The 13,595-nt window shown below is 74.0% G+C and carries 15 protein-coding genes and 1 tRNA gene; 9 read left to right on the forward strand and 7 right to left on the reverse strand.

The genetic code is table 11. The annotated features are described in order from the left end of the window. The first annotated feature begins 66 nt into the window (after positions 1-66). On the forward strand, positions 67-723 hold the full coding sequence (locus tag ACYVGT_RS06050) for an SRPBCC domain-containing protein (protein ID WP_460855416.1): 657 nt from the start codon (positions 67-69) through the stop codon (positions 721-723). Positions 724-820: 97 nt separating this feature from the next. After that, positions 821-893 (forward strand) — tRNA-Arg (locus ACYVGT_RS06055). 249 nt (positions 894-1,142) lie between these two features. Here the strand turns inward: ACYVGT_RS06055 and ACYVGT_RS06060 are convergent. Then, positions 1,143-1,802, reverse strand: a complete 660-nt coding sequence (locus ACYVGT_RS06060; protein WP_460855418.1) for a response regulator — start codon at positions 1,800-1,802, stop codon at positions 1,143-1,145. Next, complete coding sequence (locus ACYVGT_RS06065; protein WP_460855419.1) at positions 1,799-2,944, reverse strand: sensor histidine kinase; 1,146 nt, start codon at positions 2,942-2,944, stop codon at positions 1,799-1,801. The genes ACYVGT_RS06060 and ACYVGT_RS06065 overlap by 4 nt, the downstream gene beginning before the upstream one ends. Positions 2,945-3,182: 238 nt before the next feature. Here ACYVGT_RS06065 and ACYVGT_RS06070 point away from each other — a divergent pair, with 238 nt between their 5' ends. Beyond that, a complete protein-coding gene (locus ACYVGT_RS06070; protein ID WP_460855420.1) occupies positions 3,183-4,109 on the forward strand; it encodes an alpha/beta fold hydrolase in 927 nt (308 codons plus the stop codon). A 94-nt stretch (positions 4,110-4,203) separates the two neighbouring features. Here the strand turns inward: ACYVGT_RS06070 and ACYVGT_RS06075 are convergent, their stop codons facing one another. From ACYVGT_RS06075 to ACYVGT_RS06085, 3 genes are all read right to left on the reverse strand, one after another. Then, on the reverse strand, positions 4,204-4,842 hold the full coding sequence (locus ACYVGT_RS06075) for an ABC transporter permease (RefSeq protein ID WP_460855421.1): 639 nt from the start codon (positions 4,840-4,842) through the stop codon (positions 4,204-4,206). A gap of 15 nt (positions 4,843-4,857) precedes the next feature. Further along, positions 4,858-5,007, reverse strand: a complete 150-nt coding sequence (locus ACYVGT_RS06080) for a hypothetical protein (RefSeq protein ID WP_460855422.1) — start codon at positions 5,005-5,007, stop codon at positions 4,858-4,860. A 179-nt stretch (positions 5,008-5,186) separates the two neighbouring features. Further along, entirely contained in the window at positions 5,187-6,176 is a 990-nt protein-coding gene (locus ACYVGT_RS06085; RefSeq protein WP_460855423.1) for an ATP-binding cassette domain-containing protein, read from the reverse strand. 102 nt (positions 6,177-6,278) lie between these two features. On the opposite strand from ACYVGT_RS06085, the gene ACYVGT_RS06090 reads away from it, so the two are divergent. From ACYVGT_RS06090 to ACYVGT_RS06100, 3 genes are all read left to right on the forward strand, one after another. Continuing rightward, the gene (locus tag ACYVGT_RS06090; protein ID WP_460855424.1) at positions 6,279-6,842 is read left to right on the forward strand and encodes a TetR/AcrR family transcriptional regulator; all 564 of its coding nucleotides are present in this window, start codon (positions 6,279-6,281) and stop codon (positions 6,840-6,842) included. Between the two features lie 163 nt (positions 6,843-7,005). Next, positions 7,006-8,166, forward strand: coding sequence for a Rieske 2Fe-2S domain-containing protein (locus tag ACYVGT_RS06095; RefSeq protein ID WP_460855425.1), 1,161 nt, complete (start codon positions 7,006-7,008; stop codon positions 8,164-8,166). Beyond that, the gene (locus tag ACYVGT_RS06100; RefSeq protein ID WP_460855426.1) at positions 8,166-8,435 is read left to right on the forward strand and encodes a ferredoxin; all 270 of its coding nucleotides are present in this window, start codon (positions 8,166-8,168) and stop codon (positions 8,433-8,435) included. Before ACYVGT_RS06095 ends, ACYVGT_RS06100 begins: the two co-directional genes overlap by 1 nt. A gap of 94 nt (positions 8,436-8,529) precedes the next feature. Here the strand turns inward: ACYVGT_RS06100 and ACYVGT_RS06105 are convergent, their stop codons facing one another. After that, positions 8,530-9,126, reverse strand: a complete 597-nt coding sequence (locus tag ACYVGT_RS06105; protein WP_460855427.1) for a TetR family transcriptional regulator — start codon at positions 9,124-9,126, stop codon at positions 8,530-8,532. A gap of 404 nt (positions 9,127-9,530) precedes the next feature. Between ACYVGT_RS06105 and ACYVGT_RS06110 the strand changes: the two genes are divergently transcribed. From ACYVGT_RS06110 to ACYVGT_RS06120, 3 genes are all read left to right on the forward strand, one after another. Continuing rightward, positions 9,531-10,415 (forward strand): LLM class F420-dependent oxidoreductase, encoded by an 885-nt coding sequence (locus tag ACYVGT_RS06110; protein ID WP_460855428.1) that lies wholly within the window; start codon positions 9,531-9,533, stop codon positions 10,413-10,415. A 23-nt stretch (positions 10,416-10,438) separates the two neighbouring features. Next, positions 10,439-10,912 (forward strand): nuclear transport factor 2 family protein, encoded by a 474-nt coding sequence (locus ACYVGT_RS06115; RefSeq protein WP_460855429.1) that lies wholly within the window; start codon positions 10,439-10,441, stop codon positions 10,910-10,912. A 106-nt stretch (positions 10,913-11,018) separates the two neighbouring features. After that, a complete protein-coding gene (locus tag ACYVGT_RS06120) occupies positions 11,019-11,942 on the forward strand; it encodes an SDR family NAD(P)-dependent oxidoreductase (protein WP_460855430.1) in 924 nt (307 codons plus the stop codon). 370 nt (positions 11,943-12,312) lie between these two features. Here ACYVGT_RS06120 and ACYVGT_RS06125 read toward each other — a convergent pair whose 3' ends face one another. Then, positions 12,313-13,509: an NADH:flavin oxidoreductase gene (locus ACYVGT_RS06125; protein WP_460855431.1), complete on the reverse strand. Its 1,197-nt coding sequence runs from the start codon at positions 13,507-13,509 to the stop codon at positions 12,313-12,315. Between the last annotated feature and the right edge of the window lie 86 nt (positions 13,510-13,595).

The following is a 13,595-nucleotide window of genomic DNA, read 5'->3' on the forward strand; positions in this document are numbered from 1 at the left end:
TGAAGTGGGTACCCACGGGTGGTAACGGCTCCGGGCGCGGCCCGGTGCGGCATCGACCGGGGGGCGATGGGTGTGGTCACAGGTGCGGACGGCGAAGCGGCCGGCGACGTGGGAGCGGTGCACCGCGAGGTCTCCGCGGAGAGCACACCCCAGGGGCCGGCCCGCGCGGTCACCCTGCGCAGCACACTGGAGCCGGCGCTGGAGAAGGTGTGGGCGGCCTGCACCGAGCCCGCGCACCTGGCGGCCTGGTTCTACCCGGTCGGCGGCGACCTGCGCCCGGGCGGCGCGTTCCAGGTCGACGGCATCGCGCACGGGGAGATCCTGAGCTGCGAGCCGCCCCGGCTGCTCCGCCTGTCGTGGGTGCTCGGCGGCACGGACGGCGACCATTTCGGCGAGGTCGAACTGCGCCTCGCCGCGGCCGGCCGGGCGACGTCGCTCACACTGCACCACACCGCGGCGATCCCGGAGGAGATGTGGCTGCGCTACGGCCCGGGCGCCATGGGGGTCGGCTGGGACCTGATGCTGCACAGCCTCGCCCTGCACCTGCGCGGCGCCACCCCGGACGACCAGTCCGCCTGGGCCTCCTCCGACGGGGCCCGCTCCTTCACCGCGGCTGCCGCCCACTCCTGGGCCGCCGCCCACCGCGCCGCCGGCGCCGTCCCCGAGCAGGCCGACTACGCCGCCGAGGCCACCGCCGCCTTCTACACCACCGGCCCCACCTGACAGAGAAACCCGTTCGAACCGTCCCGGACCCCGTGGTAGAGTCATTGACGTCGCCAGGGAGAACCCCGGCGGCCACAACTCAAAACCGGCCTTACCGGCACTCGTAGCTCAATGGATAGAGCATCTGACTACGGATCAGAAGGTTGGGGGTTCGAGTCCTCCCGAGTGCGCCGCCTTGAGACAGCGACGAAACAGCCCTGAGCAGCAGAGATGCCGCCCAGGGCTGTTTTGTGTGCGCTAGGTCCGCCCTCGTCGTCGAGCGCTGCCCCCTGCGCTCTGCGGGCCGGCCGCGAGCGGGGCGGGGATGCCGGCCGTGCAGCCGGCCCCGCGGCAGGAGCTCGTCGATCGGGGCGCAGCCGTCCGGCTGGTGCGCCGGCTCGCGCTGCGGCCCGCGGCGCCGACCGCCGGCCGGCCCGCGGTCAGGACACCAAACCCTGGCGGTAGGCGTAGACGACGGCCTGGACGCGGTCGCGGAGGTCGAGTTTGGTGAGGATGCGGGAGACGAAGGTCTTGACGGTCTCCTGGCTGATGAAGAGGCGGGCGGCGATCTCACCGTTGGAGAGGCCGTTGGCGATGAGGCCGAGGACTTCGAGTTCGCGCGGGGTGAGCGGGGAGTCCGGCGGGGCGGTGCGGGTCGGGCGGATCCGGGCGGCGAACTTGCCGACGAGCTGGCGGGTGACCTCGGGGTCGAGCAGGGCTGCGCCGGTCGCCACCGTGCGGATGCCGTGCAGCAGCTGGGACGGGGGCGCGTCCTTGAGGAGGAAGCCGCTGGCGCCGGCGCGCAGCGCCTCGTAGACGTACTCGTCGAGGTTGAAGGTGGTGACCACCAGGACCTTGACGGGATGCTCCACGCCGGACCCGGCCAGCTGGTGGGTGGCCTCGATGCCGTCCAGGACGGGCATGCGCACGTCCATCACGACGACGTCGGGGTGCAGCCGCCCGGCCAGCTCGACCGCCGCCGCCCCGTCGCCGCACTCGCCGGCGACCTCCAGGTCGGGCTGGGCGTCGATGATGGTGACCAGGCCGGTGCGGATCAGCTCCTGGTCGTCGCAGACCAGGACGCGGACCGGGTCGCTCATGCGGAGCCTCCCGCCGGGATGCGCGCGGACACGGCGAAGCCGCCGTCCTCCCGCGGGCCGGCGTGGAAGTCGCCGCCCAGGACCTCGACGCGTTCGCGCAGGCCGCCGAGCCCGCGCCCGCTTCCGCCCGGGGAGGTGGAGGGCGCGCTGGACCGGTCGGTGCCGACATCCACGGTGATCTCCTTGGGCCGGTGCCGCACGCGGACCGACGTGGGGCTTCCGTGGGCGTACTTCAGCGCGTTGGTCAGGGCCTCCTGCACGACGCGGTGCGCGACCAGGTCGGCACTGCCGCGCGCGGTCGCCGGGGTGCCCTCCTCGGAGAACTCCACCGGCTGGCCGGCGCGGCGGGTCTGCTCCACCACCGCGCCCAGGTTCTCGTCGGCGGCAGGAGCGGCGTGGTCGGGGTTGAGGACGTCGAGCAGGCGGCGCAGGTCGGTGATGGCCCGGCGGCCGGTGTCGCTGACCGCAGTGAGGGTCGAGTCGAGCCGGTCGGGCGCCGCGGTCAGATAGCGGGCCGACTCGGTCTGCACGACCATCGCGGTCACGTGGTGCGTGACGACGTCGTGCAGCTCGCGGGCGATGCGGGTGCGTTCGGCGGTGCGGGTCGCCTCGGCGACCAGGCGGCGCCGCTCGGCCTCGGCGATCCGCGTCGCCCGCAGCCATGAGCCGATCCCCCAGGAGAGGGCCAGCGCCGCGTAGAAGATGACGTACTCGGCGAACGGCTCCCCGGCGTTGATCGACTCCAGCGCGAGGATGATCGCCAGGTAGACGCCCGTGCCCACCGCGATCGTGGTGGCGCGGCGCTGGTGGAGGTGGGCTCCGGCGCTCACCAGGGCGATGGGGATCGCCGTGCCGGCGAGCAGGTGGTAGCCGTTCAGCTGGTCGATGGCGAAACCGCACCCCACCACCGCCAGCGCCAGTGCGGGCCAGCGCCGCCGCCCCGCCACGGGGAGGCACTGCAGCGCGGCCGCGGCGACGCCCAGGGCGTCGAGGGGGCGGTCCGGCACCGTGCCGAACACGGTCCCGCTGTTGTGCAGTGACGGGGCGAGGGAGGCGGCCAGCAGGACGAGCGCGAGGGGGAGGTCCCGCAGGGTGACGTCGAGCCGCTGCCAGAGCTGGGGGATCCACCGGAGTCTGGTCACCGGGGAAGTGTATTGCCGGCGGCGGCGCACGACTGTCCCCCGCCGGCGGGCACTTCCGGGGCCTCGCGGCAGGGACGGCGGGGGCGGCTGTCCCCCGCGCGGGGGACAGCGAGGTGTCCACTCCGCGGTGACGACCGGGAACGGGTCGAATCCGTAGCGTTTCCGTCAGTTGCAGCGGGCCGGCCGCCCGGCTCCGGTCCCGCACCCCGACGATCCCGATCCCCTCACGGAGGCCACCATGTCCCCCACGTTCCGCGCCACCGCCCTGACCGCCCTGTTCTGCACCGTGGCCGGTGCCGCACTGACCGGGTGCGGGGTGGGCTCCGCCGTGGACGGCGCCATGGACGAGGTGGGGACCGACCTGGAGTCCGCCGCCGACGAGGTGACCAACAACGGGGAGCTGTTCACCGGCACGAAGACGCTCGACGTCGACGGCGCCTCGGTGAACCTCTCCTGCTCGGGCACCCCCGCCGATGAGCGCCCGGTCATCCTGCTCATGGCCGGCATGGGAGACGGGCTGGACACCATGGCCGACCTGCAGAAGACCCTGAGCGAGAACGACCGGGTCTGCTCCTACGACCGGCTCGGCGAGGGCGAGAGCGACAAGCCCGAGGCGCCGCAGACCGTCGCCGACGCGGGGGCGACCCTGGACGCGGTCCTCGAGGACATCTCGCCCGACGCCCCGGCCGTGCTGGCCGGCCACTCCCTCGGCGGCCTCATCGCCGGCCGGTACGCCCCCGAGCACCAGGACCGCGTGGCAGGGCTGGTCCTGCTGGACGCCACCTCCCCGACGATGCTCGACGACATCACCGGCGTGATCCCCGAGTCCGCCACCGGCGACGGCGCCGAGGTCCGCGAGCAGAACCTCGCGCTGTTCCAGGGCGAGAACCCCGAGATGATCACCATCGACAGCGACCCCGAGGTCGCCTCGGCCGGCGACATCCCGGTGGAGGTCATCCAGCACGGCGTCCAGTACCTCGGCGAGATCCCCGAGTACGGCGGCGACCTGGAGCGCGTGTGGACCGAGGGCCAGGAGCAGTGGCTGCAGCTCTCCGGCAGCAGCAACCTCAGCACCGCCGACGAGGCCGGCCACTACATCCACACCGAGCAGCCCGACATCGCCGTCCAGGCCATCCAGGACGTCACCGACCAGGCCGCTGCCTGACCCGCCCCGCCCGCGCCCGGCCCCGGCCCACCGGCCGCGGCCGGGCGCGCCGCGTGCGCCGGCGGTGCTCCGGAGCGGGAGCCGGCCGCCGCCCTCAGCGGTAGAGCCGGCGGTAGCTCCGGATCGCGAGCGGCAGGAAGACCGCGGTGAGCACTGCCGGCCACACGACGGCCAGCAGCAGCGCGTTGTCCGCCGGCCAGGACCCGCTCGACACCCCGGGGTTGCCGAAGAGCTCCCGGCAGGCCCCCACCGTTGCCGACAGGGGGTTCCATTCGGCGATGAAGCGCAGCCAGCCGGGCATCAGCTCCGGCGAGACGAAGGTGTTGGCGATCAGGGTGATGGGGAAGAGCAGCAGGGACACGGAGCCGGCTCCCTCGGGGGTGAGCTTCAGTCCCGCGCAGATCCCGATCCAGATCAGCGAGAAGCGCAGCAGGAGCAGCAGCCCCGCGGCCGCGAGCGCCGGCCCCACCCCGCCGTGGAAGCGCCACCCCACGAGCAGGGCGCACACCGCGAGGACCGTCAGGTCCAGCAGCGACGTCAGCATGTCGGCGATCACGCGCCCCATCAGGACGCCGAAGGAGGAGATCGGCATCGAACGGAAGCGGTCGGTGACGCCGCGCGCGGTGTTGGCGGCGACGACGTACACCGTGGAGACGACCCCGAACACCATCGTCTGGCCGAACATGCCGGGCAGTAGGAACTCGCGGTAGTCCCCTCCGCCGGCGACGGTCATCGCGCTGCCGAAGACCTAGCCGAAGAGGAGCACCATCACCATCGGGAAGAACAGCGAGTTGAGGATGACCACCGGGTTGCGCACCCAGTGGACCAGCTCGCGGCGCGCGACGATCCGGGAGTCCGTCAGCGCCCAGCCGATCCGCTCCAGCGGCGTGCGCGGCATCGGCAGCGGCCCGTACCCCCCGAACCCCGGTCCTCTGCCTGCGCTCGCTCCGCCGCCTGCCGCGCTCGCGGTACCGGTCTCCGCCACTGCCGCCTCCGTCCTGGTCCTGCGCCCTCCCTCCGTTCCCGCGCCGGCGGGCGTGCCCGGCTCCGCCCCGCCGCCCGGCTGGTGCGGCGCGCTCACGCGGGGCTCCCCGGATCGGCGCGGGACCGCTGGGTGAGGCTGAGGAAGACCTCGTCCAGCGTGGGGCGGCGCAGGGACAGGTCCTCGACCGCGATGCCCGCCTCGCGCAGCTCCCGCGCCGCGGTCTCCAGGGCGTACAGCGCCTCCCGGACCGGCGCGGCGATGTGCCGGGCATCGGCGTCGGACTCCGGTGCCCCTTCGGCGATGCGCGCGATGACCGCGGCGGCAGCGGCCACGTCGGCGGATTCGCGCACGACCACGTCGATCTGGTCGCCGCCGATCCGCGACTTCAGCCGGGCCGGGGTGTCGTCGGCGATGACGGCGCCGGAGTCCAGCACCGCGATCTGGTGGGCGAACCGGTCGGCTTCGTCGAGGTACTGGGTGGTCAGCAGGACGGTGGTACCGCGCGCAACCAGGTCCCGCACCGCAGCCCACACCTCGGTCCGGCTCCGCGGATCCAGGCCGGTGGTCGGCTCGTCGAGGAACAGCACGCGCGGCGCGAGCACGAAACTGGCCGCGAGGTCCAGCCGCCGGCGCATCCCCCCGGAGTAGTGCTTGACCCGCTTTCCGGCCGCGTCGGAGAGGCCGAACACCTCCAGCAGCTCGTCAGCGCGCATGCGGGCGGCGCGCCCGTCCAGCCGGTACAGCCGCGCCCACATCCGCAGGTTCTCCCGGCCGGTGAGGATCTCGTCGACCGAGGGCTGCTGGCCGACCATCCCGATCTGGTAGCGGACGCGCGCCGCCTCGCGGACGACGTCGAAGCCGGCGACGCGGACGGTGCCGGAGTCCGGCGGCATCAGCGTGCTCAGCACGCGGACCGCGGTGGTCTTGCCCGCGCCGTTCGGGCCGAGCAGGGCGCACACGCTGCCTTCCGGCACCTGAAGGTCCACCCCGTCGAGCGCTCTCGTGGCGCTGCGGCCCCCGGAGCGGCCTGTGCCGCCGAACTGTTTGACGATGTTGTCGGCTTCGATCGCGGTATGTGCCACAGCCCCGCCTCCCGATGGGATCGTCGCATCCAAAAATGAGACGCGAGAGTACCATTATGGAGTTGTCGGATCCATTGTGGGGCGCGTCGGTACGCTATGGCCATGGCTACCCGCACCATCACCCGCCGCGCGATCCTCTCCGCGGCGCCGGCCGTGCTGGCCCGCAACCCCTCGGCCACGCTGGCCGACATCGCCGATGCGGCGGGGGTGGGGCGCAGTACCCTGCACCGCTATTTCGCTGACCGCGAGGACCTGGTCACCGCAGCCGTCGAGGACTCCCTGGCCGAGGTCAACCGCTCCATCCGCGACGCCGCACTCGGTCAGGGGACCGTCCAGCAGTCCCTGCGCCGCCTGATCGCGGCGATGGTCGACGCCGCTGACCGGCTCATGTTCCTCTGGGGCGACCCCCGCGTGCTGGAAGCGTTCACCGAGCCCCAGCCCTCCGACGCCGGCACGACCGCGCTGTCGGTCGTCCAGCTGATCGAGCGCGGCCAGACCGAGGGCGTGTTCGACCCCGAGGTGAGCGTGGAGTGGATCCAGAACGTGATCTGGGCCGTGGTGCACACCGGCGTCGAGCAGGCCGCGCACGGACAGGTGCCGCGGCACGGGGTGCACGCCCTGGTGGTGCGCACCCTGGAGAACGGCCTCTTCGTGCACCCCGAGTGACCCCTGCGCGGCCGGCCCTGCGGGGCCCGGTCCGCGCCGGTACCGGGGGCGGCGCGGCCGCGCCCGGCCCGTCCGCTCAGTGGGATGTCTTCCGCTGGGGGTGCGGCGGCGGGCTTAGCTTGCGGGTCAGCGGAGAAGCCGGTGCGGAGGATGGAGGACCGTCGTGACCGCAGTAGACCCGAAGGCGCGGAACAGCACGGACGAGGAGGTGCGGGCGATCGACGCCGGTGCGGCGCCGACGCGGTTCGCGCGCGGATGGCACTGCCTCGGCCTCGCGGAGCGGTTCGCCGAGGGCGGGCCGCACTCGATCCAGGCGTTCGGCCAGAAGCTGGTGGTGTTCGCCGACAGCTCGGGCGGCATCAGCGTCCTGGACGCCTACTGCCGCCACATGGGCGGCGACCTGTCCCAGGGCACGGTCAAGGGCGACTCGGTCGCCTGCCCGTTCCACGACTGGCGGTGGGGCGGCAACGGCCGCTGCACCCGGATCCCGTACGCGCGCCGCGTCCCGCTGCGCGCCCGCACCGCCTCCTGGCCCACCCTGGTCCAGGACGGCATGCTGTTCGTCTGGAACGACCCGGAGGGCAAGCCGCCGATCCCGGAGCAGGCCATCCCGCGCATCCCGGGCGCCACCAGCGACGAGTGGACCGACTGGCTCTGGTACGAGACGCTCGTCGAGACCAATGCCCGCGAGGTCATCGACAACGTCGTCGACATGGCGCACTTCTTCTACGTGCACAAGTCGTTCCCGACCTACTTCACCAACGTCTTCGAGGGCCACGTCGCCAACCAGGTGATGAACGGCATGTCCCGCGAGGACGCACGGCCGGAGGGCTCCGGCTCCTCCGCGTCCGGGACGACGTCGGACGCCTCCTACTTCGGGCCGTCCTTCATGATCGACGACCTGACCTACCACCTTGAGCACGGCGACATGGAGAGCGTGCTCATCAACTGCCACTACCCGGTCACCGAGAACTCGTTCGTCCTGCAGTACGGGATCATCGTGAAGCGCTCGGACAACCTGCCGGGCGATGCCGCGGACCGGACCGCGCGGTCGATCGCGGAGTTCATCAAGCTCGGCTTCGAGCAGGACGTCGAGATCTGGAAGAACAAGACCCGGATCGACAACCCGCTGCTCACCGAGGAGGACGGCCCCGTCTACCAGCTGCGCCGCTGGTACGAGCAGTTCTACGTGGACGTCGCCGACGTCACGCCGGAGATGGTCGACCGGTTCGAGTTCGAGATCGACACGACGCGCCCGGTCGAGGCGTGGCGCAGGGAGGTCGAGGACAACCTCGCCGCCCGCAGGGCCGGGGCGGCGACCTGATGGCGGTCCGCGAGGACGAGCGGCTCCGCGACGGACCGATGCAGCCGGTGGACTGCGGCGCCTGCGGGGCGTCGGTGTACGCCCGCAAGGCCAGCTGGGCGCAGACGTCGGTGCAGTGGACGCAGGAGGCCGCCCGCACCTGCCGGGAGCTCCCGCCGCCCGGCGGTGCCGCGGACAGCGGCGGCCGCGCCGCGTGCGGCGCGCTGCGCTCGGCGATCCGGGAGGCAGCGGTGACCGGTGCGCTCACGGTCCAGCAGGACGCCGGCTAGGGCGCCAAGAGCGGGCTGGTGCGGGGGCGGTGCGAAGGCCGCCCCCGCAGTCGTGTGCGGCGGCTGCGCACGCCCGTGCCGGCCGCGGCCCCGGTCAGGGGCCGAGGAGCTTCCGGCAGGCGATGCGCATGTCCGCCTCGGCGTCCTGCAGCGAGGTCCGGCCGTTCAGGCTGAAGGCGAGCATGCCGTACCAGCACTGCACGAGCAGCCGGATGTCGGCGAGGACCGCGGGCGAGGGGTCGTCCTCCCCGAGGAGCCGCAGCACCACGGCGCGGAACGTCTCGTCGATCCGGTCCGCGTCGGGGACCGTGCGGATGTGCGCCGTCCCGATCGACTGCATCATCGCGCTCGCGAGCAGCGGGCGCCGGTGCATCCGGCGGCCCTCCTCGACCATCAGGCCGAACACCGCATCGACCGGATCCCGACCGGGCTCCGGGCCGGTGACCCGCGCGTCGATGTCGTCCACCAGGTCGGCCATCACCGCGACGAACAGGTGCGTCTTGGACGGGAAGTACCGGTACAGGGTCCCGATCGCGACGCCCGCCTCCTTCGCGACCTCGTGCATCTGGACGCGGTCGATCCCCACCTCGGACGCGATGTCGGCCGCGGCCTGCAGGACGCGCCGGCGCCGGGCGTACTGCCGGGGGGAACTGGGCTCCGCCGCAGGGCGCTCCTGGGCGATTCTGGGCACTGCATCCCCTTCATGACTGGGGCCACGGGATTGCCGCTGCGGCAGGCTGCGTCCAGGTCGGCGACCGGGGGCCGGGGGAGCGGCCGACCGCTGCCGGGCGGGCTGTCGCCGGTGCCCGGGACTGCCGCGGCAGCGGGCCCGCCGGAGCGGTCGCGGGTCCCTCAGCCTACCCGCGGTGCGGCGGAGCGCCGCCGTGTGCTACCGCTGAGTGGGATCGCGCGCCCGCAGGTCAGCGCGTGGACCGCGGGGGCCCTCCCGCTGCATTCCTGGTCACGGAGCCGGCGCCGCGAGCGTTCCGCCGGCCGCATCCGGGCACACCCGCACCGTGCGCCCCGCCGCCCGGCCATCCCAGCCATCGGGACGGCGGTCCGGCCGCATCCGGGGTCTCTGCCTACGGTGCCGGCATGCACTACGCCGTCATCGCGCCGGTCGGCGCGCACACCACCGCGGACCCGGCATGGATGGCCGGTTTCGCCCAGCACGCGGAGGCCTGCGGGTTCGAATCCATCGTGGCGGTCGAGCACACGGTGGTCATGAGCGGCTACGACAGCATCTACCCCTACGCGCCGTCCGGGCGGATGGAGCCGGCGGACGACTGCCCCATCCCCGACCCCGTCGACCTCCTCGCGTTCCTCGCCGCCGCCACCACCCGCATCGGGCTGGCCACCGGCGTGCTGGTGCTCCCCAACCACCACCCGGTGGTTCTCGCCAAAAGGCTGGCCACCGTCGACGCGCTGTCCGGTGGGCGGCTGCGGATCTGCGTCGGCATGGGCTGGATGAAGGAGGAGATCGAGGCGTGCGGGGCCGACTTCGCCCGCCGCGGCCGCCGCGCCGACGAGCAGATCGACGTGCTGCGCGCGCTGTGGCGCGAGAGCGGTCCCGGCGGCGCCTCGCACGACGGCGAGTTCTTCCGCTTCGACCGCGCGATGAGCTACCCGAAGCCGGTCCGCCCCGGCGGTGTTCCGCTCCATGTGGGCGGGCACAGCCTCGCTGCGGCGCGGCGGGCCGGGCGGCGCGGCGACGGGCTGCAGCCGCTCGGCGTGGGCAAGGAGGAGCTGGCCGAGCTGGTGGACGTGATGCGCGCCGAGGCGGAGCGGAGCGGCCGCGACCCCGGCGCGCTCGAACTCACCCTCGGCCACACCACCGCGCGGATCACCGCGGAGAAGGCCGGCGCACTGGCCGCCCGCGGCGCCGACCGGATCGTTCTGGCCACCTCGGACAACCCCGATCTGGCGGCGGTCCAGGACGAGCTTTCCGCGTGCGCCGACCGGCTCGGGCTGGGCCGGTGACGGCGCCCCCGGCTGCACGTCCCGTGGACGCCGCGGACGCGGCGGCGCTGGCCGCGCTCGCGGCGCGCTACGCGGCGCGGGTCGACGCGCGCGACACCGCCGGCGCCGCAGCGCTGTTCACCGCTGACGCCGATCTGGTGCTGCCCGATCCGCCGGCCGACCTCGGTCCGGTCCGCAGGGTGCGCGGCCGCGCCGCCATCGCGGCCGCGCTCGACCTGCCCGGATCGCTGCTGCTGACCTTCCACGCGCTCGCCGGCCACACTGCGGACGCGGGCCCCGGACCGGACACCGCGTCCGGCCGCACTGCGTGCGTGGCCCACCACCTGTCGCACACCGGCAGCGGCACGGCCGACCTCGTCTGGCACCTGCACTACGCCGACGACTACCGGCGCGAGGACGGCACCTGGCTGTTCCGCCGCCGCCGGCTGTACATCGACTTCATCGCCACCGCCCCGGTCCGCCGCTGGCGCCCGCCGGACCAGCAGGAGCAGAGGTGACGGGCCCGGGCGTCGGCCGGCTCCGGCCGTCGCCCGGGGGTGCAGCGGTGCAGGCAGCGCGGCGGATACCGGAGCAGCAGCGACAGCAGACCCAGGGGAGGCAGCAATGACCGCCGCAGAGCAGGGCGCCGACGGCACCGGACCGGCCGGTGCGGGCCGCGCCGCGGCCCGCCCGCCAGCAGACCGCGGCGGCGATCGCCCGGTCGCCGCGGTCACCGGAGCGGGCGGCGGTATCGGCGCGGCCACCGCCCGCAGGTTCGCCGCCGACGGCCACCTGGTCATCGTCAACGACATCGACCCCGATGCCGCCGCGGCGACGGTCCGCACCATCGCAGCGGAACGGGCCGCAGCCGGCGATGCGTCCGGCAGCGCCGCCGCCGTGGCCGTGCCCGGCGATGCGAGCGCCCCGGAGACCGCCGAAGCGGTGCTCGCCGCGGTGCGCGGCCCCGGCGGCGGGCGGCTGGACGTGCTGGTGAACAACGTCGGCGACTTCCGGCCGAACTCCCGTACGTTCCTGCGGTCCACCCCGGAGAAGTGGCAGCGGCTCTACGAGGTCAACCTGCTGCACGTCTTCCGGATGACGCACGCCCTGCTGCCGCTGATGACCGAGCGCGGCAGCGGCGCCGTCGTCAACGTCTCCACGGTGGAGGCGTTCCGCGGCATCCCCGGAAACGCCGCCTACTCGGCCTTCAACGCGGGCGTCGCGGCGTTCACCCGCAGCCTCGCGGTCGAGGTCGGCCGGCACGGTGTGCGGGTCAACGCCATCGCCCCGGACCTCATCGACACCCCGCAGACCCCGGCCGAGGCCATGCTCCGCGGCCGCGACCCCGACCTCGTCCGCACCTGGGTCCCCCTCGCCCGCTTCGGTACCCCGGACGACTGCACCGACGCCGTCGCCTTCCTCGCCTCTCCCGCCGCCCGGTTCACCACCGGCCACACCCTCCCCGTCGACGGCGGCACCCTCACCGCCTCCGGCTGGTACGCCCAGTCCGACGGCCCCTGGTGGACCAACATGCCCGACCGCGCCTAGGACCTGTCCTGCTGCACACCGCCCCGGCACGCACCTCGCCGCGTCGGTGGCGGACCGCCGCCGGCCGCGGTGTGCGGACGGCACGGTTGGAGGGCCGGCCGGCATGCAGGGCAGCGCGGCCAACCGGTAGTACGGGCGGGCGGCGCTCTCTGTGCAGCCCGGGTGCGCGCCGCAGCGCTCCGCACCCGCTCCGTCCGAGCGTTTCGGCCGCGCGAGCGGGGGAGCGCCGCGCGGAGTGCCACCGCAGGTGCGGATCCTCCTCACGTCTCGACCGCCCTGGAGGGCCGGCCGGGGTTGGGATATCCCGATGCCCGCGGGCGTGGAGGAACCGGCGGGAGAGGGGCCAGCCGGGGCTGGCCCCTCTCCCGTCTCAGTGGACCGCCGGCTCGGCGAGGACGCAGCGGGTGCCGGCGGGGATGGTGGGCATGCACCTGTTGCAGTGGATGCACAGGGAGTCGGCGGCGGGGTCGGCGGCGATGCGGTTGACGAGGTCGGGCTGGCGGAGCAGGGCGCGGGCCATGGCGACGAACTGGAAGCCCTCCTGCATGGCGGTGTCCATGGCGGGGCGGTCGGCGACTCCGCCCATCAGGATCAGCGGCATGTCCACCTCGGCCCGGACCTGGCGGGCGTCGGGGAGCAGGTAGTTGGCGGAGTAGGGGAAGGGGCGCAGCAGAGCCGAGCCGGCCAGCCGCAGTCCGAGGCGGACCGGCTGCCGCTGCACTGCGGCGAGTTCGCGGACCGGGGCGTCGCCCCTGAGCAGGTACATCGGGTTGAGGAGTGAAGAGCCGGCGGTCAGTTCGAGCGCGTCGAGCGAGCCGTCCTCCTCCAGCCAGCGCGCGACCTGGATGGACTCGTCGAGCCAGAGTCCGCCGGGCACTCCGTCGTCCATGTTGAGCTTGGTGATCAGGCCGATCCGGTCGCCGACGGCGTCCCGGACGGCGCGCCCGATATCGCGCACCAGCCGGGCCCGGTTGCGGAGGCTGCCGCCGTAGGAGTCGGTGCGCCGGTTCAGCCGCGGACTCAGGAACGCGCTGGCCAGGTAGTTGTGGCCGAAGTGGACCTCCACCGCGTCGAACCCGGCCTCCGCGGCCATGGCGGCGGCCGCCGCATGCCGGCGCACCACCCGGTCGAGGTCCGAGCGGCGCGCCGGGCGCGCCACGGACAGCGCCTGCGGGTTGGGGGTGCGGCCCGGCCCGATCGCCGGCAGGCCGGTGCTGCGCGGGTCGGCGACCGGGCCGGCGTGGCCGATCTGGGCGGAGACCGCGGCGCCCTGCCGGTGTACCGCGTCGGTGAGGCGGCGCAGGCCCGGCATCGCCTCGGGGCGCCAGTACACCTGGTCGCGCGTCGTGCGGCCCTCGGGGGAGACGGCGCAGTAGGCGACCGTCGTCATGCCGGTGCCGCCGGCCGCGTGCCGCACGTGGAAGTCGATGAGCTCGTCGCTGACCAGGCCGCCGGGGGTCATCCCCTCGAAGGTGGCGGCCTTCAGGATGCGGTTGCGGAGCCGGACGGGCCCCAGGGCGGCCGGGGCGAGGACGTCAGGGGCCTGGCCGTCGGTCGGTGCGATCACGGTTCCTCCTCGATTCCTCCGTCGGAGCCTCGGCCGCAGCTCAGCGGCGGGTGCGGCAGGGACGGACACCAGCATGGGCACCGGGA

The organism is Nocardiopsis coralliicola (assembly GCF_054779695.1).

Bases quoted from the DNA above. Each gene is read 5' to 3' on its own strand.
- ACYVGT_RS06110 (WP_460855428.1), top strand. From the start codon at position 9,531: ATGCACTACGCCGTCATCGCGCCGGTCGGCGCGCACACCACCGCGGAC.
- ACYVGT_RS06080 (WP_460855422.1), bottom strand. From the start codon at position 5,007: ATGCCGCGCACGCCGCTGGAGCGGATCGGCTGGGCGCTGACGGACTCC.
- ACYVGT_RS06100 (WP_460855426.1), top strand. From the start codon at position 8,166: ATGGCGGTCCGCGAGGACGAGCGGCTCCGCGACGGACCGATGCAGCCG.
- ACYVGT_RS06120 (WP_460855430.1), top strand. From the start codon at position 11,019: ATGACCGCCGCAGAGCAGGGCGCCGACGGCACCGGACCGGCCGGTGCG.
- ACYVGT_RS06090 (WP_460855424.1), top strand. From the start codon at position 6,279: ATGGCTACCCGCACCATCACCCGCCGCGCGATCCTCTCCGCGGCGCCG.
- ACYVGT_RS06070 (WP_460855420.1), top strand. From the start codon at position 3,183: ATGTCCCCCACGTTCCGCGCCACCGCCCTGACCGCCCTGTTCTGCACC.
- ACYVGT_RS06075 (WP_460855421.1), bottom strand. From the start codon at position 4,842: ATGACCGTCGCCGGCGGAGGGGACTACCGCGAGTTCCTACTGCCCGGC.
- ACYVGT_RS06050 (WP_460855416.1), top strand. From the start codon at position 67: ATGGGTGTGGTCACAGGTGCGGACGGCGAAGCGGCCGGCGACGTGGGA.
- ACYVGT_RS06060 (WP_460855418.1), bottom strand. From the start codon at position 1,802: ATGAGCGACCCGGTCCGCGTCCTGGTCTGCGACGACCAGGAGCTGATC.